Annotated in this window: 28 protein-coding genes; 18 read left to right on the top strand and 10 right to left on the bottom strand. The window is 52.5% G+C overall.

What is annotated here, in order from left to right; genetic code table 11:
* The coding region (locus tag BLP78_RS11715) for a LysR substrate-binding domain-containing protein (RefSeq protein ID WP_090459427.1) at nucleotides 1–702 on the top strand (702 nt) is incomplete at its 5' end.
* Nucleotides 703–800: 98 nt separating this feature from the next.
* Here the strand turns inward: BLP78_RS11715 and BLP78_RS11710 are convergent.
* From BLP78_RS11710 to BLP78_RS16145, 3 genes are all read right to left on the bottom strand, one after another.
* Nucleotides 801–2,201: an NAD-dependent succinate-semialdehyde dehydrogenase gene (locus BLP78_RS11710; protein ID WP_090459421.1), complete on the bottom strand. Its 1,401-nt coding sequence runs from the start codon at nucleotides 2,199–2,201 to the stop codon at nucleotides 801–803.
* Between the two features lie 141 nt (nucleotides 2,202–2,342).
* Nucleotides 2,343–2,822 (bottom strand): tautomerase family protein, encoded by a 480-nt coding sequence (locus BLP78_RS11705; protein WP_090459419.1) that lies wholly within the window; start codon nucleotides 2,820–2,822, stop codon nucleotides 2,343–2,345.
* A gap of 188 nt (nucleotides 2,823–3,010) precedes the next feature.
* Nucleotides 3,011–3,238 (bottom strand): hypothetical protein, encoded by a 228-nt coding sequence (locus BLP78_RS16145; protein ID WP_305367059.1) that lies wholly within the window; start codon nucleotides 3,236–3,238, stop codon nucleotides 3,011–3,013.
* Between BLP78_RS16145 and BLP78_RS16140 the strand changes: the two genes are divergently transcribed.
* The 10 genes from BLP78_RS16140 (at nucleotide 3,180) to ccmI (ending at nucleotide 11,106) form a co-directional block, all read left to right on the top strand.
* Nucleotides 3,180–3,302 carry a recombinase family protein gene (locus BLP78_RS16140; protein ID WP_305367058.1) on the top strand — a complete coding sequence of 41 codons (123 nt, stop codon included), beginning with the start codon at nucleotides 3,180–3,182 and terminating at the stop codon, nucleotides 3,300–3,302. The genes BLP78_RS16145 and BLP78_RS16140 overlap by 59 nt on opposite strands.
* A gap of 594 nt (nucleotides 3,303–3,896) precedes the next feature.
* A complete protein-coding gene (gene ccmA, locus BLP78_RS11690; protein ID WP_090459416.1) occupies nucleotides 3,897–4,517 on the top strand; it encodes a cytochrome c biogenesis heme-transporting ATPase CcmA in 621 nt (206 codons plus the stop codon).
* Nucleotide 4,518: 1 nt separating this feature from the next.
* A complete protein-coding gene (ccmB, locus tag BLP78_RS11685) occupies nucleotides 4,519–5,178 on the top strand; it encodes a heme exporter protein CcmB (protein WP_025039523.1) in 660 nt (219 codons plus the stop codon).
* A 94-nt stretch (nucleotides 5,179–5,272) separates the two neighbouring features.
* A complete protein-coding gene (gene ccmC, locus BLP78_RS11680) occupies nucleotides 5,273–6,019 on the top strand; it encodes a heme ABC transporter permease CcmC (RefSeq protein ID WP_090459414.1) in 747 nt (248 codons plus the stop codon).
* A gap of 29 nt (nucleotides 6,020–6,048) precedes the next feature.
* Nucleotides 6,049–6,213 carry a heme exporter protein CcmD gene (gene ccmD, locus BLP78_RS11675; RefSeq protein WP_256330251.1) on the top strand — a complete coding sequence of 55 codons (165 nt, stop codon included), beginning with the start codon at nucleotides 6,049–6,051 and terminating at the stop codon, nucleotides 6,211–6,213.
* Nucleotides 6,197–6,646, top strand: coding sequence for a cytochrome c maturation protein CcmE (gene ccmE / locus BLP78_RS11670; protein WP_025039521.1), 450 nt, complete (start codon nucleotides 6,197–6,199; stop codon nucleotides 6,644–6,646). The genes ccmD and ccmE overlap by 17 nt, the downstream gene beginning before the upstream one ends.
* A gap of 104 nt (nucleotides 6,647–6,750) precedes the next feature.
* Nucleotides 6,751–8,796: a heme lyase CcmF/NrfE family subunit gene (locus BLP78_RS11665; RefSeq protein ID WP_090459410.1), complete on the top strand. Its 2,046-nt coding sequence runs from the start codon at nucleotides 6,751–6,753 to the stop codon at nucleotides 8,794–8,796.
* Nucleotides 8,793–9,317, top strand: coding sequence for a DsbE family thiol:disulfide interchange protein (locus BLP78_RS11660; protein WP_025039519.1), 525 nt, complete (start codon nucleotides 8,793–8,795; stop codon nucleotides 9,315–9,317). Before BLP78_RS11665 ends, BLP78_RS11660 begins: the two co-directional genes overlap by 4 nt.
* Complete coding sequence (locus tag BLP78_RS11655; RefSeq protein ID WP_256330249.1) at nucleotides 9,314–9,799, top strand: cytochrome c-type biogenesis protein; 486 nt, start codon at nucleotides 9,314–9,316, stop codon at nucleotides 9,797–9,799. Before BLP78_RS11660 ends, BLP78_RS11655 begins: the two co-directional genes overlap by 4 nt.
* A complete protein-coding gene (gene ccmI, locus BLP78_RS11650; protein ID WP_090459409.1) occupies nucleotides 9,796–11,106 on the top strand; it encodes a c-type cytochrome biogenesis protein CcmI in 1,311 nt (436 codons plus the stop codon). The genes BLP78_RS11655 and ccmI overlap by 4 nt, the downstream gene beginning before the upstream one ends.
* A gap of 188 nt (nucleotides 11,107–11,294) precedes the next feature.
* Here ccmI and BLP78_RS11645 read toward each other — a convergent pair whose 3' ends face one another.
* From BLP78_RS11645 to smpB, 3 genes are all read right to left on the bottom strand, one after another.
* Entirely contained in the window at nucleotides 11,295–11,396 is a 102-nt protein-coding gene (locus BLP78_RS11645; protein ID WP_256330250.1) for a flagellar basal body rod C-terminal domain-containing protein, read from the bottom strand.
* A gap of 249 nt (nucleotides 11,397–11,645) precedes the next feature.
* A complete protein-coding gene (locus tag BLP78_RS11640) occupies nucleotides 11,646–12,659 on the bottom strand; it encodes a COX15/CtaA family protein (RefSeq protein ID WP_090459407.1) in 1,014 nt (337 codons plus the stop codon).
* Between the two features lie 89 nt (nucleotides 12,660–12,748).
* The gene (gene smpB, locus BLP78_RS11635; protein ID WP_025039515.1) at nucleotides 12,749–13,192 is read right to left on the bottom strand and encodes an SsrA-binding protein SmpB; all 444 of its coding nucleotides are present in this window, start codon (nucleotides 13,190–13,192) and stop codon (nucleotides 12,749–12,751) included.
* A gap of 90 nt (nucleotides 13,193–13,282) precedes the next feature.
* Between smpB and BLP78_RS11630 the strand changes: the two genes are divergently transcribed.
* The 4 genes from BLP78_RS11630 (at nucleotide 13,283) to BLP78_RS11615 (ending at nucleotide 16,487) form a co-directional block, all read left to right on the top strand.
* Nucleotides 13,283–13,720, top strand: a complete 438-nt coding sequence (locus BLP78_RS11630) for a type II toxin-antitoxin system RatA family toxin (protein ID WP_090459406.1) — start codon at nucleotides 13,283–13,285, stop codon at nucleotides 13,718–13,720.
* Nucleotides 13,707–14,021 carry an RnfH family protein gene (locus BLP78_RS11625; protein WP_090459404.1) on the top strand — a complete coding sequence of 105 codons (315 nt, stop codon included), beginning with the start codon at nucleotides 13,707–13,709 and terminating at the stop codon, nucleotides 14,019–14,021. Before BLP78_RS11630 ends, BLP78_RS11625 begins: the two co-directional genes overlap by 14 nt.
* Before the next feature lie 387 nt (nucleotides 14,022–14,408).
* A complete protein-coding gene (locus BLP78_RS11620) occupies nucleotides 14,409–15,362 on the top strand; it encodes a DUF6607 family protein (RefSeq protein ID WP_143002949.1) in 954 nt (317 codons plus the stop codon).
* A gap of 207 nt (nucleotides 15,363–15,569) precedes the next feature.
* Nucleotides 15,570–16,487, top strand: coding sequence for a DNA-3-methyladenine glycosylase family protein (locus tag BLP78_RS11615; protein WP_176752856.1), 918 nt, complete (start codon nucleotides 15,570–15,572; stop codon nucleotides 16,485–16,487).
* 50 nt (nucleotides 16,488–16,537) lie between these two features.
* Here BLP78_RS11615 and BLP78_RS11610 read toward each other — a convergent pair whose 3' ends face one another.
* On the bottom strand, nucleotides 16,538–16,744 hold the full coding sequence (locus BLP78_RS11610; RefSeq protein WP_090459398.1) for a hypervirulence associated TUDOR domain-containing protein: 207 nt from the start codon (nucleotides 16,742–16,744) through the stop codon (nucleotides 16,538–16,540).
* Between the two features lie 478 nt (nucleotides 16,745–17,222).
* Between BLP78_RS11610 and guaB the strand changes: the two genes are divergently transcribed.
* The 3 genes from guaB (at nucleotide 17,223) to BLP78_RS11590 (ending at nucleotide 23,078) form a co-directional block, all read left to right on the top strand.
* Nucleotides 17,223–18,683: an IMP dehydrogenase gene (gene guaB, locus BLP78_RS11600; RefSeq protein ID WP_090459394.1), complete on the top strand. Its 1,461-nt coding sequence runs from the start codon at nucleotides 17,223–17,225 to the stop codon at nucleotides 18,681–18,683.
* A gap of 203 nt (nucleotides 18,684–18,886) precedes the next feature.
* A complete protein-coding gene (guaA, locus tag BLP78_RS11595; protein ID WP_090459393.1) occupies nucleotides 18,887–20,449 on the top strand; it encodes a glutamine-hydrolyzing GMP synthase in 1,563 nt (520 codons plus the stop codon).
* Between the two features lie 628 nt (nucleotides 20,450–21,077).
* Nucleotides 21,078–23,078, top strand: coding sequence for a hypothetical protein (locus tag BLP78_RS11590; RefSeq protein ID WP_090459391.1), 2,001 nt, complete (start codon nucleotides 21,078–21,080; stop codon nucleotides 23,076–23,078).
* Nucleotides 23,079–23,138: 60 nt separating this feature from the next.
* Here BLP78_RS11590 and BLP78_RS11585 read toward each other — a convergent pair whose 3' ends face one another.
* The 3 genes from BLP78_RS11585 to BLP78_RS11575 all read right to left on the bottom strand — a co-directional run bounded on the left by BLP78_RS11585 (nucleotide 23,139) and on the right by BLP78_RS11575 (nucleotide 24,370).
* On the bottom strand, nucleotides 23,139–23,288 hold the full coding sequence (locus tag BLP78_RS11585; protein ID WP_113071548.1) for a lmo0937 family membrane protein: 150 nt from the start codon (nucleotides 23,286–23,288) through the stop codon (nucleotides 23,139–23,141).
* Nucleotides 23,289–23,502: 214 nt separating this feature from the next.
* Entirely contained in the window at nucleotides 23,503–23,715 is a 213-nt protein-coding gene (locus BLP78_RS11580) for a CsbD family protein (RefSeq protein WP_090459386.1), read from the bottom strand.
* A 52-nt stretch (nucleotides 23,716–23,767) separates the two neighbouring features.
* Nucleotides 23,768–24,370 carry a BON domain-containing protein gene (locus BLP78_RS11575; RefSeq protein ID WP_090459385.1) on the bottom strand — a complete coding sequence of 201 codons (603 nt, stop codon included), beginning with the start codon at nucleotides 24,368–24,370 and terminating at the stop codon, nucleotides 23,768–23,770.
* Between the last annotated feature and the right edge of the window lie 320 nt (nucleotides 24,371–24,690).

Genomic DNA, 24,690 nt, shown 5'->3' with positions numbered 1-24,690 from the left:
TGCAAGGCGATGTTGGTAGAAGCTGAGGGGGCCCAGGAAGCCATAGACACCTTAAAAGCCGAACCTCGGGGTGTAATCCGGATGACATGCCCCATCCCGCTGGTGAATGCTTATGTGGGAGTGATGCTGGCTGATTTCATGGTGCGCTATCCGCACGTCACGGTGCAGATGGAGGCGACCAACCGGCGTGTCGATCTGGTCAGTGAGTCGGTCGACGTCGCTCTTCGTGTGCGACCACCGCCCCTGCAGGACAGTAACCTGGTCATGCGTGTTTTGGCTGATCGAGGCCAATGTTTGGTAGCCAGCCCCGCCCTTGTCCAGCGGTTCGGCTTTCCTGCTGCACCAACTGCTTTAAGCAATTGGCCCAGCCTAGGCCTGGGGGTCCTGCAACAAATCCACACCTGGGCGCTGCATGGGCCAGGTGACGTACACGCAACACTTCATCACGCGCCACGCTTCGCGACGACGGACATGATCGCGCTAAGAGATGCCGCTGTGGCCGGTGTCGGTGTAGTGCAACTGCCGGCGGTCATGGCACGAGACCAACTGGCGGCTGGTTCATTGGTTAGGCTGGTGCCAGACTGGGCGCCCTGTCGGGAAATCATTCATGCGGTGTTTCCATCCCGGCGCGGTCTTCTGCCATCTGTGCGGGCGTTAGTTGATTTTCTCGCGCAGCGTTTCGAGATGCTGCATGAGGACTAAGCTGACTTAAGAGGGCTACCAGATGAGCCAACCTAGCCGCAACCTCATACCAATGCTGCGCCGTTTCCCAGCATACACGTGCAACCATTTGTTAACCCTTATTTGATAGGCCCCCATGGCGGTGAACCTGAGGGTGCAACATTAATCAGCTTCTCATTAACGAATTCACCAAAGCCCAGCTCCGACAGCTCACGGCCGAAGCCTGAATTCTTGATACCGCCGAATGGAAGTTGAGCCGCCGTCCATACTGGCTGGTTGATAAAAACCATACCGCTTTCGATCTTTGCTGCAACCTTGCGGCCACGCTCGATGTCAGCCGTAAAAACCGAGGCGCCAAGACCGAATGGGGTCGAGTTTGCCAGGCGGATGGCTTCATTTTCATTCTCGACGACGCGGAAAGAGGCAACCGGACCAAATAACTCTTGGGAATGGATTGGGTTTTCCTCGCTGATGCCGGCCAGTACCGTCGGTTCCAAATAGAAGCCAGAGCGGTCAATCCTTCTGCCACCAAACAAAACCTTTCCCCCTTCCTTCCGAGCCAGCTTGATTTGATCCAGAAGAAGATGCAATGCCCTCTCTGAAGCAAGAGGCCCCAGGGTTGTAGCAGGATCATTGGGGTCTCCTGCTTTCAATGAAGCCATGCGCTGAACGAAGCCATCCAGGAAAGCCTCTCCCCGCTCCGCGCCAACGACGATAATACGTTTTGAACCAACACAGCACTGCCCCGCGTTAAACATCCGGCCGAACAAGGCATTATCAAGCGTGGATTCCATTGGTGCGTCTTCAAGCACAATCAGCGGGTCACTTCCCCCCAGCTCCATTACGGACTTCTTGAGGTTGCGGCCAGCGCGTCCGGCCACCGCCGCGCCTGCGCGTTCACTGCCAGTCACGGTAACACCACGGATACGTGGGTCCTCGATTAATCTTTCGCTCTGTTCAATGCTGGCAAAGATGTTCGTGTATACACCGGGCGGTGCGCCAGCTTCCTCGAAAAGGCTAGCAAAAGCCAATGCTGACTGGGGAACGTTTTCCGCATGCTTGAGAAGCAGCACGTTGCCTACCATCAACTGCGGGCCTGCTACCCTCGCAATCTGGTAGTAGGGGAAGTTCCAAGGCTCGATGCCTAGCAGAACCCCGATCGGCTCGATATGCAGTTCAGCGCCCGGAGATTCGGAAAGCACGCGCGGCTCCAGGTAATTCTCAGCTTTCTGCGCGTAGTAGTCCAGGATATCGGCAGAAAGGGCGACCTCTGCGCGCGCCTCTACAATAAGCTTGCCCACCTCCAACGTCAGGTAGTGGCTGTACTGGTCACTTTTCTTGCGCAAGATGGTGGCTGCAGTGGACATAATCTTGCCACGCTCGGTTACGGGGCGATGCCGCCAATCGCTATGGAAAGCCTTATGCGCGCTTGCCACTGCGGTCTCCAGGTCCGGGTCGGATATGTTTGCATAGGTCTTGATCAGCTTGCCTGTTGCAGGGTTGATCGTTTGATAAGCCATGTTGCCTCCATGTGCCTAACTATCAGTAAGTGCGCCCATCCGCCCGGAAAGATCAGAATGATGAGCTCGTGTTCTTTTGCGGCATGTGCGGTGCCGAACTCAGGGAAACTGGCCGCCCAAGCGGGGACGGCCACCCAGATCCTAGCGATCTGCTATTCCTGGAGTAAACGCCAGGTTAACAGGAAGCTTTTCCACCACAGTGTAAGGACTCGCCTTGTTTTCCTTTACCCATCTCTTCTCAGCTGCAGATTCAAAAGGAGGCGGAATCTCTCCCTGGAGAGACCAAAGATCGAAAGGTGTCTCGTCAATGGAAATCTCCCAATCGTAGCCTCTGTCCTTTACAAAGGGAGCAATAAGCTCATCGAGCGTTCTCACCCACCATTCCCGCATGACTGGGCCGGGTAGTGTCCGCGCAATGTGATCGACCCTGAACCGGACAAATTTGTTATTCGGCTCACCACCTACAAAGCAGGAGTCCTTGGCTATTTCCTCAAAAATGAAAACTACATAGAACTTCGGGATAGGAACGCGTGCATACATACCGGTAATCCTTTCGGATAGATCCTTTTTGTCTTGAGCGGTGTATGCTCCAGCGGGATGATAAACTTTCCATAATGGCATGATTTTTCTCCTAAAATTGATCCTTGATTTGAGATGGGAACTACTTGCAGTTAGCAAGTGGTTAGAGTATAGACCTGGAAATGGATAGGCGTGTAGTCTGCTAGTTGGTTATCAGAGTTCTACTTTTGAAACGATGGGTAGCTAACGACCGGCATTCAACGCGATTTCGAGCCAGGAATAACTGCAAATCAAAACGAGAGGCAGATCGGTGCAACAAACGGACGTTTGTTGCACTCGACCACAACCTCGACTTGCAGCGGGACGCCCTGAAGGGGGCCGGATGCGAACGCATTTTTGAGGACACGGTGAGCCGGCGCCAAGGCGGATCGTATCGGTCTGGCCGCACTCTTGAACGTGTTGCGTGCTGGCGATACTGTCGTCATATGGCGGCTGGACCGGTTGGGCCGCTCGCTCAAGAACCTGATCCAATTACGGACTGACACAACCGCTCAGCCAAGCGGGCTACTAGGGGAGGTTTGACAAAAGAGAAATTAAAGTACGTCAATGCTTTATAAGTTTCTGATTACCCGTCTGTTTATAATTCATAATTGCTAATTGAAATCATGGCCGAGGAAGTCAGATAAATCCTTGATTTATTGTCATGCGATGCAGCTAACGTACATTAATTTCCCTTTTGTCAAACCTCCCCTAAAAGCCGTTGAATGCAGGTCGGGCCGTTTTTGATTGCAGGTCACTATACCTAGCAGCCTGTCGGACTTAAAGGAAGTCGGCTGCAAAAGCGTCTGGCTGGTTCATATTTCGCCACTTTTTCGACCAATAGGATAATAACTATTGGCCTTCAAAATCCGCAAAATCTGCCCTCAACCAGTCTCTTTTTCGCTGCGATTCTTTAAGTCCGACTGCGCCGCCTGGACCTCCTGACACCAACTCATCCTCCACGGTCCAATACGCGCTCATCCCTTCGTTATCCACAGCTCGGGTGGTTTTGCGAGAGCAACTTTCATTGCTCTGAGCCTTTATTCCGAAGCAAAGCGGCATTCGCATCTCTTCATTGCGCTCGTAATCGCGTAAGTTCGCGTCGATACGCTATAATGCCGGTCTTTTGCTTCGACAATGCCAACGCTGCAAGGACACAACCTGACATGCGTGCGCGGTGACCGCAGATTATTCAGGGATATCAGTTTCTCCCTCGAATCAGGCGGATTGATGCAGGTTCAAGGCCCCAACGGGAGCGGAAAAACCAGCCTTCTACGCATGCTGTGCGGTCTGGCGCTACCTGCCCAGGGGGAGATTCACTGGAATGGCGCTGAAATTCGTTCGCTAGGCGGAGACTATTATGGCGCGATGACTTATCTCGGCCATTTAAGCGGCGTAAAGGACGACTTGACCGCCATCGAGAACCTGCGTATTTCCAGCGCACTGGCAGGTGCGGAAATCGATGAACATAAAGCCCATGAAGCGCTGCAACACATGGGGTTGGGCGGACGCGAACTATTGCCGGCCAAGGTATTGTCGCAAGGCCAGCGACGCAGGGTAACGCTGGCGCGCCTGATGGTATGCAATACCGTGTTATGGATACTGGACGAGCCTTTGACGGCGCTTGATACTGCCGCAGTGAAGCTGATGCAGGGTTTAATGGAGCGACACCTGGAACACGGCGGTATGATAGTGATGACGACGCATCAGGAGATCGACATAACTGCCTCTGCAACCCAGCGGTTGCAACTCGCCTGACATGTTTTTCTGGATAATCCAGCGCGACCTTCTGCTCGCGATGAGACGGCGGGCAGATGTGTTGACCACACTGTTTTTTTTCATCATCGTGGTAAGCCTTTTTCCCCTCGGCGTGGGTCCGGAGATGAGCATGCTCCGAACCATGGCACCGGGCGTCGTCTGGGTTGCCGCACTTCTGGCTTCGATGTTGTCATTGGGGCGGATGTTCTCCAGTGATTACCTGGACGGCACATTGGAACAAATGCTGCTGTCGCCCCAGTCACTGTCTCTGCTGGTGCTGGGCAAGGCGCTGTCTCACTGGCTGGTGACGGGTGTGCCGCTTGTGCTGATGGCTCCGGTGCTGGGCATCCAATATGATTTGTCGGCGGACGCGTTGCAGGTGCTGACGGCTTCATTATTACTGGGAACCCCGGTTTTAAGTCTGATAGGCGCCATTGGTGCGGCGCTGACTTTGGGATTGAGAGGGGGCGGCGTATTGGTGTCGCTGCTGGTGCTACCGCTATATATTCCGGTATTGATATTTGGCGCCGGCGCAGTGGAATCGAGCGTGGCGGGTTTGGGAGCTGCGGCGCATATGTCGCTGCTGGGCGCTTTTCTGCTGGCATCTCTGGCCCTGGCGCCCTGGACGGCAGCTGTGTCATTGCGAATTTCGATGGAATAAAAAACCAATTCTGAATTCAAGGTTTTTAGGTTAAAATTTAAAGCTAAGCACTTGAGGCGCAAAACCTCGAATATGGAGTTCAGTATTTTTTGACATGGCGATTAACTGGTTCAAATATTCCTCTCCGGCGAGTTTCTATTTTCTTGCCGGTAAAATGATCCCGATTTTTTCCGTTGCCGCGATTATATTGTTCGCGGTGGGGCTTTATATCGGGTTTTTTGTTGCGCCGACCGATTTTCAGCAGGGTGAAGCTTATCGCATCATTTTCATTCACGTCCCTGCCGCCTGGATGTCAATGTTTCTGTATGTGATAATGGCGATGTGGTCCGGTATCGGCCTGGCATTCAATACCCGCCTGTCTTCCATGGTGGCCACCGCGATTGCCCCGACAGGAGCGATGTTTACCTTTCTTGCCTTATGGACCGGCGCACTGTGGGGCAAGCCCATGTGGGGAGCGTGGTGGGTATGGGATGCGCGGCTTACGTCCGAATTAATCCTGCTGTTTCTCTATATCGGCTTCATGTCGTTGCAGGCCGCAATAGATGACCCGCGCCGTGCCGACAAAGCCGGCGCAATGATTGCGTTGGTAGGGGTGGTGAACATACCGATCATCTATTTCTCCGTAAAATGGTGGAACACCTTGCATCAAGGTGCCTCGGTCAGCGTGACGCAATCGCCGAAAATGGCTACCACCATGCTGACCGGCATGCTCATCATGTCGATCGCGTGCTGGATGTATGCGATCGCGGTGGTACTGATCCGCACGCGGATAATTATTCTGGAACGCGAGCGCCACACGGCGTGGGTAGGCGAGTTACAAGGGGCAGGGGTGGCTTCGTGAACTGGACGAGCGTGGCCGATTTTCTCGATATGGGTGGATATGGATTCTACGTATGGGGATCCTATCTGGTGTCGCTTCTCTGCATTGCCGGAGAAATTGTTCTGGTTTTTAACCGCAAGCGAACTTTGCTCAGACATCTCAGTCTGATTCATCAGTCAACTAAACAAGAGAAGGGAAATGAAACCACGTCATAAAAAACTGGCAATTATCGCTTCAAGCGTGACTGCATTAGGCGTTGCTTCGATACTGGTTTTGAATGCATTCCAGAGCAACCTGGTCTTCTTCTTCAGTCCCACCCAGGTAGCAAACAACGAAGCGCCTGTGGGCAAGAGCTTTCGCATCGGCGGGCTCGTGGAGGAAGGAAGCGTCAAGCGGCAGCATGATGGCGTGACAGTGAACTTCGTGGTAACGGATACCGCAAAGGTTATCCCGGTCGTATACACGGGCATTCTTCCCGATCTGTTCAAGGAAGGCAAGGGCGTGGTAGCCCAGGGAAAGCTCGCGCAGAATGGCGTTTTTCGCGCAGATGAGGTGCTTGCGAAACACGATGAAAATTACATGCCGCCGGAAGCCGCCAGCGCTCTCGATCAGGCGGACAAGGCACGTAAAACCGTGCTGATGCAATAGCACGGATAGTGCAAGGCCGGGCAGGCCGGGAAAACTTTCCTGAACTTCAAACCTGACCTCAGTTCCGATTCCAAATCCATAAACCATAACCGATACCCTCAGCCATGATTCCAGAACTTGGTAACTTCGCTCTGATTCTCGCCCTGCTGCTGGCACTTATACAAGGTACCCTGCCCATTATCGGCGCAGCCCGCGCTATTCCCTCATGGATTGCACTGGCCCGTCCAGTGGTTCAGGGACAGTTTGTGTTTGTAGTCATCGCATTTTTCTGCCTTGCCTATTCATTCGTCAATAGCGACTTCACGGTTATAAACGTCGCTCAGAATTCGAATTCGAAACTCCCGGTGGAATATCGGTTTGCCGCAACATGGGGTTCGCATGAAGGGTCTCTGTTATTGTGGACATTAATGCTGGCGACCTGGTCGGTCGCGGTCAGCGTGTTCAGCCGTCACCTGCCGAATGAGATGGTAGCGCGGGTACTGGGCGTCATGGGCCTGGTGAGCGTAGGTTTCCTGTTATTCATGCTTTTCACCTCGAACCCCTTCGACCGGATGCTGCCGGGCGCCATGGAGGGAAGCGATCTCAATCCTCTGCTGCAAGACCCGGGCATGGTCGTTCATCCACCCATGCTCTATATGGGTTATGTAGGCTTCTCCGTCGCATTTGCTTTCGCCATTTCCGCGCTGCTCAGCGGGCAAATGGATGCAACCTGGGCACGTTGGTCGCGCCCGTGGACTACAGTCGCCTGGCTGTTTCTCACTATCGGCATCATGCTGGGAAGCTGGTGGGCCTATTATGAGCTTGGATGGGGCGGCTGGTGGTTCTGGGACCCGGTGGAGAACGCTTCTTTCATGCCATGGCTGGTTGGCACGGCACTGGTTCATTCCCTGGCGGTAACAGAAAAACGCGGCAGCTTCAAAAGCTGGACCGTACTGCTGGCCATATGCGCGTTTTCCTTGAGCCTGCTCGGTACATTCCTGGTCCGCTCGGGTGTGCTGACCTCCGTTCACGCATTCGCAACCGATCCCAAACGCGGTATTTTCATTCTGGCTTTTCTGGTTATCGTCATCGGAAGCTCACTGCTGCTTTTTGCCTGGCGTGCGCCAAAGATCGGATTGGGCGGCAAGTTTGAACTGGTATCGAGAGAATCGATGCTGCTCGCCAACAATCTATTGCTCATGGTAGCGGCAGGCAGCATCCTGCTGGGCACGCTTTATCCGCTGATCATGGATGCGCTTGAGCTCGGCAAATTATCGGTTGGCCCCCCCTACTTCGAAACAGTATTTGTCCCGCTGATGACACCAGCGATTTTTCTGATAGGCGTGGGGCCCCTCGCCCGCTGGAAGCAGGCAAACCTGCCTGAACTTGCGATACGTCTGCGCTGGGCCTTCGTTATCAGTGTGGTGACCGCCCTATTGATGCCGTTCGTCATGGGCGAATGGAAACCTTTCGTAAGTTTCGGTCTGCTGCTGGCTTTCTGGGTCATTGCCAGCATCATTGTCAGCCTGGTACACCGCCTGCAAAGCAGTAGCAGGAAGGGTTTGTTCGCGAAACTTGCCGCGCAGTCACGCAGTTATTACGGCATGCATGCCGCACATCTGGGCATAGCGGTGTTCGTTATCGGGGTAACGCTGGTTGGCGGTTATGAAACCGAGAAAGACGTACGCATGGAAGTCGGCGATACCGTCGAAGTAGGAGGTTATACATTCCATTTCAACGGTGCAAAGAAGGGAACTGGGCCGAATTACGTAGCGGATATCGGCAATATGGATGTGCTGCGTGACGGTAAAAAAGTGACCGTCATGGAACCGGAAAAACGCGTCTACAACGCATCGGGAATGGCTATGACCGAAGCAGCGATAGATACCGGTATTCTGCGTGATCTCTATGTTGCCCTGGGCGAACCACTGGAAAACGGAGCATGGGTGGTGCGTGTTTACCATAAACCGTTTGTCGACTGGATCTGGTTCGGATGTCTGTTGATGGCATTTGGCGGCGCCCTGGCTGTGACCGATCGGCGTTATCGTCTTTCGCCACGCAAACAGCGCGAGCCTGTTGACGACAAAAAAGCAGTGGGCAAAGCCGGCAAGCGTGGCAAGCCCGGAACAGCCACCCCTGCGCCTTTGATTACCAGGAGCGGAAAGGCATGACGCGTTTCCTGCTGCCGCTGGCGGCATTCATTGTCCTTGTCGCGTTTCTGCTTATTGGCCTGAATCTCAATCCCCGGCAGGTTCCTTCGCCATTAATCGGAAAACCGGCCCCTGAATTCCGCCTGGAGCAATTGCACGAATCGGAAAAGATGCTGACGTCCAAAGACAATCTTGGCAAGGTATGGCTGCTGAACGTATGGGCTTCGTGGTGTGTCTCATGCCGCGAGGAGCATCCGGTATTGGTTGAGCTGGCCAAGTCGGGAATAGTCCCGGTTTACGGCCTCAACTACAAGGACGAGCGCGACCTCGCCTTGCAGTGGCTCAGGCAATTCGGCGACCCCTACACCGCAAGTGCCAGAGATCCGGAAGGGAGAACAGGCATAGATTATGGTGTATATGGCGTTCCGGAAACTTATGTCATCGATAAAAACGGAGTCATCCGTTACAAACAGATTGGTCCGGTAACGGTGGAAGCACTTGAAACGAAAATTCTGCCGCTGGTGAAGGAGTTGCAGGGATGAGTTTTGTCAGTATGAAAAAGCTCGCCTTGTTGCTCGCCCTGATGCTGCTGGTACCTTATGGCTGGGCCAAGGAAGCAGCGCCGGTGGCTGAAGATCCCGAGATCGAGCGGCGCATGATCGCGTTGTCCGAAGATCTACGCTGCCTCGTATGCCAAAACGAATCCCTGGCGGGTTCACGGGCTGATTTTGCAAATGACCTGCGGCGCGAAATTCGCGAACAGATGCATGCAAACAAAAGCGACAAGGAGATTGTCGACTTTCTCGTAGCACGTTATGGCGATTTTGTACTCTATCGCCCTCCGGTCAAACCTTCAACCATGTTCTTATGGTTCGGTCCGTTTATCTTTCTTCTGATTGGGGCGGTGCTACTGGTCGTTTATCTCAAGCGCCGCCGCAATCAGATTGAAGAACCAATGCTATCCGAACAACAACGCCAGCAGGCTGAGTCCCTGCTAAAGGAAAGCAAGGGTAATAACGCATGACGTCATTTTGGGTTGTCGCCGGCATATTTATTGTCGGTGCCTTGCTGTTCGTTCTTCCTACGCTGTGGAGTAAAAGAGATCGCCAGACTGGCGTGGCGCGTGATGCGACCAATGTCAGCATTTACCGCGATCAACTGGCCGAACTCGATAGCGACTTGCGCAATGATATTCTGACTCATGAGCAATACGAACAAAGCAAACGCGAATTACAGCAGCGGATGCTGCAGGATATTCCCGACGGCGAGGTTATGGAGGCAGCGGCAACAGGTGGGAATCGCAATGTTGCCACCATCACATTAACAACACTCGCCGTGCCGCTGCTGGCGGTTTCGCTTTATCTCTGGTTGGGCAATACAAAGGCTTTATTACCACAGCCGCCGATCGAGCAGGCCGCCATGTCCGCGGAGGAAGGCCATCCAAATTTTTCAGCAGTACTGGAAAACCTCATAGAGCGGCTCAAAAACCAGCCTGATGACGCGGAAGGCTGGCTCATGCTGGGACGAACCTATGCAATGATGCAGCGCTTCGACGAAGCAAAGGATGCTTATGAGAAGACGCTTGCCCTGAGCCCGGACAACTCCCAGGTCATTACAGATTATGCTGACATCTTGGCAATGACAAATAATGGCAGCCTGTTGGGGGAACCTCTCGAACTGATCAATAAAGCACTGCGCCTGGATCCCGGCAATCCCAAGGCGTTGGCGCTGGCCGGTACGGCTGAGTTTGAGAGAAGAAGATTCAAGGACGCCGCCGCCTATTGGGAAAAACTACTGGCGCTTATTCCACCCTCCGAGTCGGAGTTGACGGAGTCGGTTAAAAACAGTATTGCAGAAGCGAAATCCTTGGCTTCAGGAAAAGGCAGTTTAATGGCAAGCGCGCAGGATCAGCCATCCAGCAACCGGACTCCTCCCCCTGCCGCCAGTAAGCCGGAACCGGTTGCGGGCACAGCAGCCTCGACTTCGTCAGGTACGCTTTCCGGTAAGGTGACGTTGAGCCCCGCGCTCGCTGGCAAGGGTTCGCCCAACGATAGCCTGTATATCTTCGCCCGCGCCAAGGTGGGGCCAAAAGCGCCATTGGCGACCCTGCGCCTGGAGGTCAAGGATTTACCGGCGACTTTTTCGCTGAGCGATGCGATGGCCAGATCCGGCGTGCAGCTCTCCAGTTTTGCGGATGAAATGGTGGTAGGCGCCAGAATCTCGAAATCCGGCTCACCTATGCCACAAAGTGGCGATTTGCAAGGTTTCAGCCAGCCCGTCAGGATAGGCGACAAGGGTATCAATGTTGTAATTGATCAGCAGCTACCCTAGCAACTGTTCAACCAAGGTATAGGTCCCCCCCCGGCCTACGTGCTGGACGCAGAACGTCCAAGCGATACGAAGCGCCAGTTATGCACGAAAGTAGGTCGGGCTCTGCCCGACATCGTTTCTTGATCGTCGGGCAGAGCCCGACCTACGTGGAATGACGCAGGATTACAGCGGAGTCTGGCGTTCGGATATCAGCCGTTTACCGACAGGAGGACGCTGGCGCGTTGGGCGTTACCTTCCGTGTTCTTGAGCATTTTCATGTGCATTTCAAACTGACGGGAAAGCGAGATCATATCGACCAACTAAGGATGCACAAAGTGTTGTAGGGCGGCAGTAGCGAAGCAATTCGCTTACTGCCGCCCTACCCTCTGGTTTTATCCGGCTTTCTCCACGAAAATTGGCCGTTTATCCCCAACCCCACCCATTCGTTGGTAAAGCTCCCCAGCCGTAAAGCACCATCACTTCCCTGATGTTCGTCAGCGATTCTCTATTGCCTGCGGCAACCCAAAGGCAGCCGCAAGCAGGCTTGCAACATCTATCGGTTAGCGGCGTAACTGGTAATTTACCCAGAGCGCTGCGGTTAACAACAGCACCGCTCCCGCTTGATGAGCTGCGGCCAACGCTAGAGGGACGACAAGCAATAATGTGGAAATTCCCAGGCTTATCTGTATGCTAAGCATAACCAATAGCAACGTGCATGCGAGGCGAGCCGAACCTGAAAGTGGCAATTTCCTGGATTTAAGCCAGAAAACTGGAATAAGGATCGCGAGCATCCAGGCTATCAGGCGATGATCGAATTGAACCGTTGCCATGTTGTCGAAGAAATTTCGGTACCACGGTTCCAGCATGAATATTTCGGGCGGAATGATATGGCCATTCATCAAGGGAAAAGTATTGTAGGCAAAACCCGCCTGGATACCCGCCACAAAACCTCCCGACAAAATCATTATGAATATCAGGGTGGTCAGCGCAGTCGAGAAACGGCGTAAACTGCCTAATCCACTGCTGGATAATGATGTGCCAACGGGATAAAGCAGCTCTAATGCCACCCAAAACATGGCCGCATAAATGGCGAAAGCAAGCCCCAAATGAGCTGTCAGCCGATATTGACTGACATGGGGGTTATCCACCAGTCCGCTCTTTACCATATACCAGCCCATTGCGCCCTGCAGGCCTCCAAGAAAAAAAATGCCGACCAACTTCAGGCCCAATGGCCGGTCGATCGCTTTTTTCGCAAGAAAATATACGAAGGGCACGAAAAAAGCCAATCCGATGACTCGCCCCAACAGGCGGTGAAAATATTCCCACCAGAAAATGCCTTTGAATTCCTCCAGGCTCATGCCGACATTGATCTTTTTATACTGAGGCGTCTGATGGTATTTTTCGAAAAGCTCGTCCCAATCGCTCTGGCCGAGCGGGGGCATGGTGCCGACGATGGGTTGCCATTCGACAATGGACAGTCCGGAATGGGTGAGCCGGGTAACGCCGCCGACGACCACCATGGCAAATACCAGAGCGCAGCAAACAAGCAACCAGATAGCAATGGGTTTGTGCATGATAAAATTGGAAGTTAACTGTATGCGGAAATTAACGATGACGAATGAATCGCCGTCTAAAGATTTTTCAAACCAGGGGATTCGAGGATTTATTTCGCGCGCATTAGACGTTGTTTGTCGCGCACCCACTCTTTCTGTTTCTCGGACTCACGTTTGTCATGCTGCTTCTTGCCTTTGGCCAAGCCGATTTCAAGCTTGATTTTACCCGCCTTATAGTGCATATCCAGCGGCACCAGCGTGTACCCCGCACGCTCCACCTTGCCGATAAGCCGTTTAATTTCCTCGGCATGCAACAACAGCTTGCGGGTACGAACCGGATCCGGCTGGATATGGGTGGAAGCTGCCAACAAAGGGCTGATATGACAACCGATCAGAAACAGTTCACTATTACGGATGACAACGTAAGCTTCTTTTAACTGAACCCGCCCCGCGCGGATCGCTTTGACCTCCCAACCTTCGAAAACTACGCCTGTTTCATGCTTCTCTTCGATAAAATAATCGTGAAAGGCTTTTTTATTCTGAACAATGCTCATGTATTGGAAGAAAAAGGGTGAGTTCCATGCGGGTTTCGTGTATTTTAGCAGCTTTCAATACTGTCTCGTTCGATCCGGGCAGTTTATCTTATGGCTGAAATCGAAAAGTCAGTACTGATAGGGCACTCTGCGAGCCAGATGTTCGCATTGGTGGATGCAGTGGAAGACTACCCCAAGTTTTTGCCGTGGTGTGGCGGTTCATCCGTCACTCCGCAAAATGATTCGACTACGCATGCAACGATCCAGATCGATTATCACCACATCAAGCATAGCTTCACTACCAAGAATATCAAGCATCCGCCGGAACTGATCACCATGACGCTGCTGAACGGCCCATTCCAAAACCTGGATGGTCACTGGCGTTTTACCCCCTTGGCGGAAAACGCCTGCAAGATAGAATTCCGTTTGCATTATACGTTCGCGCACATGATTCTCGAAAAGCTGGTGGGTCCGGTATTTTTCATAATCGCCAATAATCTTGTGGACGCATTCATCGAGCGTGCGGAAGAGGTTTATGGGAGTTCATGAGCGCAAGATTGAGATCGAAGTGGTCTACGCTCTGCCGGAGAACCAGATTATGCGGCAAATAACCGTGCCATCCGGTACAACAGCGAGGCAGGCTGTGGAGCTTTCCGCAATCATCGATCTTTTCCCTGGAATAGACCTTGCCCACAACAAACTGGGCATATTTGGCAGGCTGGTCAAACATGGAGCGGTCCTGCGTGAGGGCGACCGTGTAGAGATCTACCGGCCCTTGATGGTGGATCCGAAAGAGAGTCGTAGGAGACGGGCGAAAGAATTCAAATCAATCCGCAAGACGAAAGCATAAGCGGGAAAGTTCTTCACCGCATTATCACAAAAAAATAACTCCCGCCTCGTCTTTCCACGTCTTGAGAATATAAGCGGCCCCCTGCTGTCGGGGGTCCGCTCCATCGAAGCACTTTCCCCTCTTATTGACGGTGATTATTATTATCATTATCATCACCGGCACCACGTTGTTGCCGTAACAATCCTGATTTTCGTCCCCGACCGGCCTGCTCAGGCCGGGTATCCGACGTCAAATGTTGTAGAAAGATACCACGGCGGAAAAAAAGGATATCAAATCGAGAATGGGACAAACAAGGCTCAGTATGGAGAACTCATGACACGCTCGTTTTCATTTGCAATATGCTTACTCACGCTTTCGCTCCTCACTGCATGCGCAGGTCAACCCCGTTTGGCAAAATCTGACTCATCCCGGTATCAGACAGTAGAACGTCCGGTTGCCGGTTGTGCTGCTGGTGAAGACCCTTTCAACTGCGATCGCCGTGCCATTCTTGCAATGCTGGGTGGATACGAAGTCCAGTTCAGGTTTGAGGAGACGGTGGTGTTGAAACCAGGTTATGAGCGTAAAGAACCCAAGCGCAGCATGGGTTTTGAGTCCGTGGTGCTGGTCGAAGATGCCGGCAGACGGATCTCGCTGCAACACATTCTTGTAATGGGTGGCGGCGCCCTTACTAAGCACTGGCGTCAGGACTGGATATATGAATCGCCAAAGCACTGGGTATTTGTGGGCGACCAACGCTTTGAGGAGCAAGAGCGCAATGCGGCCGAGATACCCGGCACCTGGACGCAACTGGTTTACGAAGTCAATGATGGCCCGCGGTACGCCGGTAACGGAAAATGGAATCACAAATACGGGATATCGACCTGGACCTCCGGGCGGACCTGGCGGCCGCTACCCCGGCGCGAATACACCAAGCGCAGCGATTATCAGCTGATCAATGCCGAGAATCGTCAAACGATTACCCCACAAGGCTGGGCGCACGAGCAGGACAATACCAAAGTCATACGCATGCAAGATGGCAAGGATATACCACTGGTCCGTGAGTTCGGCTTCAATGACTATCGGCGCATTGAAGGCTACGACTTCGGGCCCGCATTGGCCTATTGGAAGGGAACGTCCGATTTCTGGTCGGAGGTACGCGCACGTTGGGCTAACCGGTTCGCCACGAACGGATCGATAACGCTGTCTCTTCAAACGGGCGACGAGAACTTTAACCAGACACTGCTCGACCTTGGGGACGCATACATGAAAAACCCCCAGTTTAATTTATACCAGAAGCAGCTTGACGATGCCTTCAGCAAATTCGTCCATGTGAGTACCCCTGCGCCAATCGTCAAGCGCTGAGCGTACGCTTCGCCGGCTGTGAAGCCGCACACTGCCAAGTCGTCGTCGTATACTGTCGGATAAGTAAACGCAGATCGGAGCAAGGAAGCCAAAGAAGCTTGGTGAGGCAGATGATTGGATGCGCTTCCATTGAGGATGATGGTACCTGAAGCGCGGCCAAGTCAGCGGATAGGCTTCCTTTCTTTTTTTCTTCCGGGCGGGATACCGATGAAAATGTACGAGATTCCCGTCGTAACGCCCTACCGGCTTGATCTTACCGTAAGCGTGCTTCGGCGGCTCTCGACAAATATCGTTGATCTACTCACGCCGGAAGGACAATACGTACGCGCGCTCGTCGGTTCGCCAGAGCCTGTGGTCGTCCGGGTCATACAGAACCAGCAGAACTCATTGTCCGCCACCATCGAGGGCGATACGAATAACGAGCCGGATGTGTTCGGGCTCGTGCGCAAGACACTCGGCTGCAATCATGATCCGATGGACTTCGAGCATTCGGCTACGGCCATCCCATGGCTGGCACCGCTGGTCCAGCGCATGCACGGTGTAAAACCGCCCCGCTATCCTACTCTCTGGGAAGCCTGCGTTAACGCGATTGTGTTTCAGCAATTGAGCCTGGCATCCGCCACTGCAATCATGCGTCGCTTGATTGTCGTCCTGGGACAATCGGTGAGAGCCAAGGACATACCTGTGCCATTGTATGTATTTCCGACTGCGGAAAGCTTTTCGCGTGCAGCCGACGATCTTCTGCGCAAAACCGGGCTCAGCGCCAGCAAAATCGCGACATTACGGCGCGTAGCCGAAGCGCTCGCATCCGGCAGGATTGATACGGCTAAACTGGAGCAATGCAAGAGCGAGGATGCGGCAGCCATCCTTCGGCAGATAAAGGGAATCGGTCCATGGACGGCGGCCGTCATTTTGCTGCGCGGCTTGGGGCGGCTGGATGTGTTCCCCGCCAATGACACCAGCGTGGCGAGTAATATTGCGCTCGTCTCGGGCACTGCGCCGTACGATGCAGAGAGCGTCCTGGATACGCTCGGTCCGCAGCGGGGGATGCTGTACTTTTATCTGCTGCTCGCCCGCCTGGAATCCCGCAGTGAGATCGGCCGTCCGTCGTTCGAGAGAACGTAACCGACCGCTCAGCGTGCTTGCGGTGAAACTACCAGTAGTGTCTCAGGCATTTATTTTTTTAACGCCGACCCTTTATGCATCGCGATGTGGTCGGTCTTGTCGCTCTTGATCTCATATTGCGGCTCATCCTCGCTCGCATGATGCGTATAGCCCTTGTAGGCGACGTCTTTTGTATGCACTTTGATAATCTTTCCGCTGACGTGTCCGGCTTCCGAGTTCCAGGTGACATGATCGTCGACTTTGAATTTGCTTATCACGATGTTTGGCTCCTTACGGCTAATGCTTACGATTAAAACGGACGGCGGCTGATTCGAATTTTTCCCCCTCCGTAAGAATTGTCTGTCGAGGTATATCACAGGTTATATAAGTGGCCTCGCGACTTGTTATAGCACTACTTGTGCGGGCGGACCGGGCAAAAAATCGCTAGCAGCCTATCGGATTTAAAGAATCAAGAACCGCTTGAAACCGACCAGGACTTCCGGAATCGACACTGTTGCCAACATCACCCTTCATAACGCCAGGATAGAGTTATTTTATAGATCGATCGACGCACATCGTCAAGGACTGGCTCTTGCACGCGTCCGCCAAAACTTTCGGAATTGAAGGTTTGGCTGCGTACCCATTCGGCATGTCTGGAATACCGCTTCGGATATGCTGGCTCGTCCATCTTGATATAGTTCATTCGCCACAATCCATGAGGTTCGTTATAATGCCGCTTTGTGAAGGATCAATGCCATGAGACTGGTTGAGAAAGCTCTAACCTTCGACGATGTTCTGCTGCTTCCCGCCCACTCGGTGGTTTTACCACGCAACGTTGCCTTGACAACGCGCCTTAGCCGCGAAATCTCTCTTAATATACCGCTGGTTTCGGCCGCGATGGATACGGTGACCGAGGCGCCGCTTGCTATCGCGCTTGCGCAGGAGGGCGGCATCGGCATTATCCACAAGAATATGTCGGCGGAATCCCAGGCAGCCCACGTAGCCAACGTCAAGCGCTTCGAAAGTGGGATAGTGAAAGATCCCATCACCATCCCGCCGGACATGACAGTCCGTGACGTACTCAACCTCATCCGAAAATACAAAATATCCGGCTTACCCGTAGTGGAAGGATCGAAAGTCGTCGGCATCGTCACCAACCGGGACCTTCGTTTCGAAACCAATCTGGATCAGCCCATCAAGAACATCATGACGCTGAAAGAGCGGCTGGTGACGGTAAACGAAGGTACCGGCCGCGAGGAGGCGATGACGTTGCTACACAAACATCGCCTGGAACGAGTCCTGGTAGTAAACAGTAACTTCGAATTGCGTGGACTGATTACTGTAAAGGACATAATCAAGACATCCGAGCACCCCAATGCATGCAAGGACGACCTGGGGCGTCTTCGCGTAGGCGCGGCCATTGGCGTCGGCGACGGCAGCGAAGAACGCGCGGAGGCACTCGCCGAAGCGGGCGTGGACGTGATCGTGGTGGATACTGCGCATGGACATTCACAGAGCGTGCTTGACAGGGTACAGTGGGTAAAGAAAAGGTTTCCGCAAATCCAGGTTATCGGCGGGAATATCGCTACTGCTGCTGCCGCCAAAGCCCTAGTTGACCATGGAGCTGATGCGGTAAAAGTCGGAATAGGCCCTGGCTCAATCTGCACGACCCGCATTGTTGCAGGCGTCGGTGTGCCGCAAATCACCGCAATCAAGAACGTATCCGAAGCGTTGGCAAACACCGGCGTACCGCTCATCGCCGACGGCGGCATCCGCTATTCCGGCGATATCGCCAAGGCAATTGCCGCAGGAGCCAACTCCGTGATGTTGGGCGGGTTGTTCGCGGGCACCAGCGAAGCGCCGGGCGAAATCGAGCTATTCCAGGGACGGTCCTATAAAACCTACCGCGGCATGGGGTCACTGTCTGCAATGCAGCAAGGTTCGAGCGACCGCTATTTCCAGCAAGCCGAGCAGAATGCCGAAAAACTGGTACCGGAAGGCGTAGAAGGCCGTGTTCCCTTCAAAGGCAGTGTCATTGCCGTAATTCATCAGCTTATCGGTGGGCTACGCTCCGGCATGGGTTATCTCGGTTGTGAAACAATTGACGACATGCACGCCAAAGCCGAGTTTATCGAGATTACCTCTGCCGGTATTCGTGAATCTCACGTCCATAACGTGCAGATCACGAAAGAAGCACCGAATTATCGTGTGGAATAAGCTGCTGATGTAGCGCAGTTTAGTACATGAGAATATCGCTGCCTGAATGATCAAGTTGCCCCCATGCTGGGCCGCCCATCCTTACAAGTGGGATAACTATGCAGCCTTTTCTCGCGCCTGCATGACTCCGATCACGCCATTTTTTACTTTCCATTCAAGTTTTACTTGAAACTGCCGGATATCCCGGCACACTCTATCAAGCTATGCATCAAAAAATACTCATTCTCGATTTCGGTTCCCAATATACGCAACTGATTGCCCGCCGAGTCCGGGAAAGCAACGTCTACTGCGAAATCCACGCATACGACGTGAGTTCGCAATTTGTCAGGGATTTTGCGCCGAAAGGTATTATTCTTTCGGGCGGTCCGGCCTCTGTAGCGGAGTTTGAAACGCCACGGGCACCGCAGATCGTTTTTGAGCTGGACGTCCCGGTGCTGGGTATTTGCTATGGTATGCAGACCATGGCTGCCCAATTAGGCGGCGCGGTTGAAAATTCCAAGGTGCGCGAATTCGGTTACGCTGAAGTGCAGGCAAAAAACGGAATTGCTCTGCTGCGAGACATATACGACCGTGCCGACACTGCAGGCAAACAGACTCTCGACGTGTGGATGAGCCATGGTGATGCTGTCACCGCGCTTCCTCCCGGCTTTGAAGCCATGGCCAGCAATGCCTCCACGCCCCTGGCTGCCATAGCGGACGAGGCGCGAAAATTCTATGGCATACAATTCCATCCGGAAGTTACCCACACCCCGCAGGGCAAAGCTATTATCGCGCGGTTCGTGCACGAAATTTGCGGGACCGGGTATGACTGGAACATGCCGGACTACATGGAAGAAGCGATCGGCAGAATCCGTTCCAAGGTAGGAGCGGATGAGGTTATTCTGGGCCTGTCCGGTGGCGTCGATTCATCGGTAGCCGCAGCACTCATCCATCGCGCCATTGGCAAACAACTTACCTGTGTATTTGTGGATAACGGCCTGCTGCGGATGAACGAAGCCGAACAGGTAATGGATACCTTCAGCAGAAATCTGGGCGTAAAAGTCATCCACATAGACGCCAGCGGAGAGTTTCTCAAGCACTTGCAAGGCGTCAGCGATCCTGAAATGAAACGCCGCATCATCGGTCGGGAATTCGTCGAAGTGTTTCAGCGCGAAGCTGCGAAAATTCCCAGTGCGCATTGGCTTGCCCAAGGTACGATCTACCCGGACGTGATCGAATCCGCAGGCGGAAAAACGAAAAAAGCGCAGACCATCAAATCGCATCACAATGTAGGCGGCCTGCCCGATACGCTGCATTTGAAACTTCTGGAACCGTTGCGCGAATTATTCAAGGACGAAGTGCGCGAACTTGGGGTGGCGCTGGGTCTTCCGCACGACATGGTCTTCCGCCACCCCTTTCCCGGGCCTGGACTGGGCGTTCGCATACTCGGCGAGGTAAAGCGTGAATACGCTGAATTATTGCGTCGCGCCGATGCGATTTTTATTGAAGAACTACGTATCTCGGGTTGGTACGAGAAAACCTCTCAGGCGTTTACCGTGTTTCTGCCGGTAAAATCCGTAGGGGTGATGGGCGACGGGCGCACTTATGAATACGTAGTGGCCCTGAGAGCAGTTCAAACCGAAGACTTTATGACCGCACACTGGGCGGAACTTCCATACCCCCTGCTAGCCAGGATATCCAATCGTATCGTCAACGAAGTACGCGGGATCAACCGCGTGGTCTATGACATTTCGGGCAAGCCACCCGCAACGATTGAATGGGAATGATGTGAGGTTGTTTGCAAATTATCAAGAGCTATTGAAAATAGTGTACGTCATTGATTAATTAATTCCCTACAACATCTATTGGTTATGGCCCCAAGCAAAACGAAACATCGATAAAGCCGACGGTAAATCGGGAACCTCAGATTCAGACCGAGATTTTTACCGCTCATTCTATTTTGGTCTTCACGATAAAAATCGTCTTGAAAGCCTAGGATTCATGCAGGTTTTCGGGCATCTTCAGGTTTTCTGGCCTTTGACGGTAAAACCATCTCGAACAGGAGAAAAACAAGATGCTTACCGACCGCCTTAGCAAACTCAAGCCCACAGCGAGCTCTCATACAAGATCGCCGACCATGACGGTATGCACATCACGGGATTAATGGCTGGAACCATCGGCGAATTTACCGGGGACCGAGACGTAAGGAACACTACATGCGGAGCTGCTTTATCCAAGGAGAATTAGCTTCCTTCGATGCCTATATGAAAGGGCCGAGCAGCGAAACCTCTTTGTAGATGGCATATAACTTACCTAGGCACTTGCTACGCGGTCTTTTAATATTAGCTGCGATGATGTTGCTGCGATGATGTTGTGTTGCGAGTAGACAAATACAAATAACTCAAGGATAAAAAAATGCTCGCAAACATAAAGGGATTGGTCGATCGACTGGAACTATCTCAGGCCAAAGCGATGATGCCGCTTTTTGAGGCCATATCGAATGCGATTGATGCCATTGAAGAACACCAAAACGGTTTCTCAAACCACTTGGTTCGCATACGGCTAGTAGCGACACAGGATCTGGCTCATCAAGGAGGTGATGATGTATTAGTGTTTGATGGCTTTGATATCACGGATGATGGGGTTGGCTTTGATGATGCCAATTTGGCTTCATTTCAGGAGGCACACACGCTTTCAAAGGTTAAGGTTGGCGGTAAAGGAGTCGGTCGCTTTACCTTTCTGAAGGTATTTTCAAGTGTCCAAATTCGAAGCGTCTTTCAGCGTTTAGGCAAAACTTTTTTGCGTGAATTTGAGTTCTCAATTGCAAACGAGTTGAAAGGGGCGGATGACGTTAAGTCTGTCACCGAATCACTGGGAACCACGCTTTCAATGCGTAGCATGGCTTCCAAATATAAGGGCGGCTGGCCTCATGATCCAGCCATTATTGCCGAGCGAATCCTCGCGCATTTTCTTATCCGGTTCGCAGCGCGTTCCTGCCCCCCTATGGTGTTGGAATCACCTATGCATGCATCCATTGACCTTCATGCTCTCTTTCAATCGACTGTGCTATCGCACATTGAAGAAAGGTTCTTTGATGTACTCGGTCATACCTTCGCTTTACAAGCGTATCGACACCGTGATGGTCGCTCTCGGCACGACCTGTACTTATGCGCGAACGGGCGAGAAGTCACAATAAACAAGCTGCGTGATCTTCTGCCCGAGCTGCCTGAACGCCTGCTGGATGGCGATCAGGAGCCCTATACACTGATCATTCTCGTTACAGGGGAATATCTCGACGATCACGCCAACCAAGAGCGAACGAGAATTTTCTTTCAGTCCGACGATGAACCCGATTTGGACGAAACGCTTGTGTCACGCCAGGAGCTCAATCGCGGTATTGTAGAAACGCTCCGCCCGTTGCTCTCGGATGACTTGAAATCGACGAACGAAGACAAGCGCCTTCAAATCGAAAAGTTCGTCGAGCAAGCCCCTGAGTACCGAGCATTAACCCATCCGCGCTACAAAGAACTGATCGAACAACGCATTCAGCCTGGACTGCCAACTGAGAAACTCGACGAGGCGCTGCTTCATGTGAAGCGGGATGTTGAAGACTCTGTGCGCAAGGAAGTACGCCACGTAGCCGCGCTGTTTGAAACCGAGACATTTGAGCAGTATCAAGAGCGATTTCAGGTTGTAGCGGAACAGGCTAATGAGCTTGGGAAAGCCCAGCTCGCAGCCTACGTTGCACACCGCCGCACCATTCTTGACCTTGTCAGCCAGAGCCTTAAAAAGGTGCGCATCGACAACAAATACCCATTTGAAAAAATCCTTCACAAGATGATCTTCCCGATGGGCGTCACGTCGAAAGATATATTCTTCGAGCAACAAAATCTGTGGGTCATTGACGAACGGCTGTGCTACCACACTCTTCTTACGTCCGACAAGAAGCTAAATGGTGTGCCTGGATTGAAAAGAACATCAGGCAAAGAGCCGGACATCTTTGCTTTCTTCTACGACACGCCGATTGGCGTAGCGGAATCGGATAATTTGCCAAGTGGGGGCATTATTATCATCGAGTTCAAAAGACCCGGACGAGACGACTACGATAAAGACCCAGCGGATCAAATCATTCAACGTTTTCGGGAAATTAGTAATGGCAATGTGGATGACATTGATGGGCGTCAGATAAACCCAACGAATCTTCGATTTACTGGATACCTGATAGCCGATCTGAAACCCTCTCTGCATAAACAGGTCTACGGGCGTTATCATAAGACTGCGGATAGTGAAGGCTACTTTTTTAACTTGGCCGCAGGTAATGGTTGTATCGAAATTATATCCTACGACAAGTTGGTCAAGGACGCCGAACGCAGAAATCGCATTCTGTTCGATAAACTCGGCCTGCACAAGTACTGAAAGTCAAGCACACATTGCCTGCCGGATCTCCGCCATTAAATAAGGTGAGGTGCGCCGTAATCAAAGCGGCTTGCGCCCGCTAATAATCCTAAGGAGGATAACTACGATTGCGATCACCAAGAGAATATGGATGAATCCGCCCATCGTATACGAGCTAACCAATCCCAGCAGCCACAAGATAATCAGAACAACTGCGATTGTATAGAGCATGATGATTTCTTCCTTTTTAACGAATTTATCAACGGCCCGGTTATGCACCGTTATTTCCCTGGTTAGACACACGGACCGGGTGACGCTTATTCCCCTTCTTGGCATCAGCTTTTGCAGTGGCTTGAGCGCGGCTTTTGCTTTCCTTGATTCGTCAACCGCTCAGTGCTGACAACGATGCGGGATGCCTATTCGTGACGTGACACCCCGCCCTACTTTAGTAGGTACTATCCTTCTGATTTTTTTCCCATTCGGAGATTTGCTTCTCCGCTTCTTCCTTGCTGATCCCATAGGATTCCTGGATCCTGCCGGCAAGCTGATCCCGCCGTCCTGCAATTCTGTCCAGATGGTCATCGGTAAGCTTGCCCCATTGCTCCTTGACCTTACCCTTGAATTGCTTCCAATTTCCCTCAACCTGGTCCCAGTTCATATTCATGCTCCTTATGTGCCACCGTTGATAAAAAAGAATACAGGTACTTGCTTTATTTCTTGATGCTCAGCTCATTGACGACGCTCTTCACTCCCTCGACTCCCCGCGCAATCTCGGCAGCCCGATCAATTTGAGCCTGATTGTCTGCAAAACCGCTAAGCTGAACCACGCCGTCGCGTGTCACCGTAGAAATATCCGTGCTGTTAAGCCCGGGCTCAGCAATCAATTCGGCTTTGACCTTGGTAGTGATGATTCCATCATCTATTTTTTCGCCTACGGTTGTGTCGGTCGTCTTCAGATTCATCTTATTGTCTACATTCTTGACACCCTCGACCCCCCGGGTAATGGTTATTGCGCGGTCGATCTGACTCTGGTTGTCTACAAAGCCGCTAAGCAGAACCTCACCCTTGCGTGTCTCAACCTTGATATCGAAACTCTTGACATCCGCATCGGCGAGGAGTGCGGATTTCACTTTTGTCGTTATGGTAGTGTCGTCAATATCTGTTCCCACCGTGGTTTTAGCCTCAGGTGCCGCCGCCGACTCGGGTGCTGTCGCCGGTTTGGGTCCTTTATCCTCGGTTTTGCCGCAACCAACAATGGATAACGCGCTGATGAGCGTTATCGTCATGACTACTAATTTATTTTGAATATTCATGCTATTTTTCTCCAGAGTAGGTTTCAATGAAAAGATTGCCTATGGCGGGCAGTTGAAAGTGATGCATACATTGCTCGCCATACTTCACTTCACATCGGCTGTCTTCGGTTGCTATCATCATGCTTCACGGGGAATAGCTCAGTGCGCTGCCGCACATAAATTTGAAAATTCCCGTCCCGCTGAAGTTGAGCAATCACGACTTGCCCGGCCTGAAAATTGAAATGACATATGAAACGATGGATGAAGCGACGAAGCGCCCCGCGCACAAACAGGTTTTCGCCTGAATGCGTACCGGAACTTGGAAGAGATTGAATAAGACT

The sequence above is a fragment of the Nitrosospira sp. Nsp1 genome (genome assembly GCF_900100985.1).
Classification (GTDB): Bacteria; Pseudomonadota; Gammaproteobacteria; order Burkholderiales; family Nitrosomonadaceae; genus Nitrosospira.
This window is presented reverse-complemented; position numbering and strand designations above follow the sequence as displayed.

What these genes read in the sequence shown, in the direction of transcription:
- BLP78_RS11710 (WP_090459421.1), bottom strand. Translation starts at nt 2,201, where the DNA reads ATGGCTTATCAAACGATCAACCCTGCAACAGGCAAGCTGATCAAGACC.
- BLP78_RS11705 (WP_090459419.1), bottom strand. Translation starts at nt 2,822, where the DNA reads ATGCCATTATGGAAAGTTTATCATCCCGCTGGAGCATACACCGCTCAA.
- ccmA (WP_090459416.1), top strand. Translation starts at nt 3,897, where the DNA reads ATGCCAACGCTGCAAGGACACAACCTGACATGCGTGCGCGGTGACCGC.
- ccmB (WP_025039523.1), top strand. Translation starts at nt 4,519, where the DNA reads ATGTTTTTCTGGATAATCCAGCGCGACCTTCTGCTCGCGATGAGACGG.
- ccmC (WP_090459414.1), top strand. Translation starts at nt 5,273, where the DNA reads ATGGCGATTAACTGGTTCAAATATTCCTCTCCGGCGAGTTTCTATTTT.
- ccmD (WP_256330251.1), top strand. Translation starts at nt 6,049, where the DNA reads ATGGGTGGATATGGATTCTACGTATGGGGATCCTATCTGGTGTCGCTT.
- ccmE (WP_025039521.1), top strand. Translation starts at nt 6,197, where the DNA reads ATGAAACCACGTCATAAAAAACTGGCAATTATCGCTTCAAGCGTGACT.
- BLP78_RS11665 (WP_090459410.1), top strand. Translation starts at nt 6,751, where the DNA reads ATGATTCCAGAACTTGGTAACTTCGCTCTGATTCTCGCCCTGCTGCTG.
- BLP78_RS11660 (WP_025039519.1), top strand. Translation starts at nt 8,793, where the DNA reads ATGACGCGTTTCCTGCTGCCGCTGGCGGCATTCATTGTCCTTGTCGCG.
- BLP78_RS11655 (WP_256330249.1), top strand. Translation starts at nt 9,314, where the DNA reads ATGAGTTTTGTCAGTATGAAAAAGCTCGCCTTGTTGCTCGCCCTGATG.
- ccmI (WP_090459409.1), top strand. Translation starts at nt 9,796, where the DNA reads ATGACGTCATTTTGGGTTGTCGCCGGCATATTTATTGTCGGTGCCTTG.
- BLP78_RS11645 (WP_256330250.1), bottom strand. Translation starts at nt 11,396, where the DNA reads ATGATCTCGCTTTCCCGTCAGTTTGAAATGCACATGAAAATGCTCAAG.
- BLP78_RS11640 (WP_090459407.1), bottom strand. Translation starts at nt 12,659, where the DNA reads ATGCACAAACCCATTGCTATCTGGTTGCTTGTTTGCTGCGCTCTGGTA.
- smpB (WP_025039515.1), bottom strand. Translation starts at nt 13,192, where the DNA reads ATGAGCATTGTTCAGAATAAAAAAGCCTTTCACGATTATTTTATCGAA.
- BLP78_RS11630 (WP_090459406.1), top strand. Translation starts at nt 13,283, where the DNA reads ATGGCTGAAATCGAAAAGTCAGTACTGATAGGGCACTCTGCGAGCCAG.
- BLP78_RS11625 (WP_090459404.1), top strand. Translation starts at nt 13,707, where the DNA reads ATGGGAGTTCATGAGCGCAAGATTGAGATCGAAGTGGTCTACGCTCTG.
- BLP78_RS11615 (WP_176752856.1), top strand. Translation starts at nt 15,570, where the DNA reads ATGAAAATGTACGAGATTCCCGTCGTAACGCCCTACCGGCTTGATCTT.
- guaB (WP_090459394.1), top strand. Translation starts at nt 17,223, where the DNA reads ATGAGACTGGTTGAGAAAGCTCTAACCTTCGACGATGTTCTGCTGCTT.
- guaA (WP_090459393.1), top strand. Translation starts at nt 18,887, where the DNA reads ATGCATCAAAAAATACTCATTCTCGATTTCGGTTCCCAATATACGCAA.
- BLP78_RS11590 (WP_090459391.1), top strand. Translation starts at nt 21,078, where the DNA reads ATGCTCGCAAACATAAAGGGATTGGTCGATCGACTGGAACTATCTCAG.
- BLP78_RS11585 (WP_113071548.1), bottom strand. Translation starts at nt 23,288, where the DNA reads ATGCTCTATACAATCGCAGTTGTTCTGATTATCTTGTGGCTGCTGGGA.
- BLP78_RS11580 (WP_090459386.1), bottom strand. Translation starts at nt 23,715, where the DNA reads ATGAACTGGGACCAGGTTGAGGGAAATTGGAAGCAATTCAAGGGTAAG.
- BLP78_RS11575 (WP_090459385.1), bottom strand. Translation starts at nt 24,370, where the DNA reads ATGAATATTCAAAATAAATTAGTAGTCATGACGATAACGCTCATCAGC.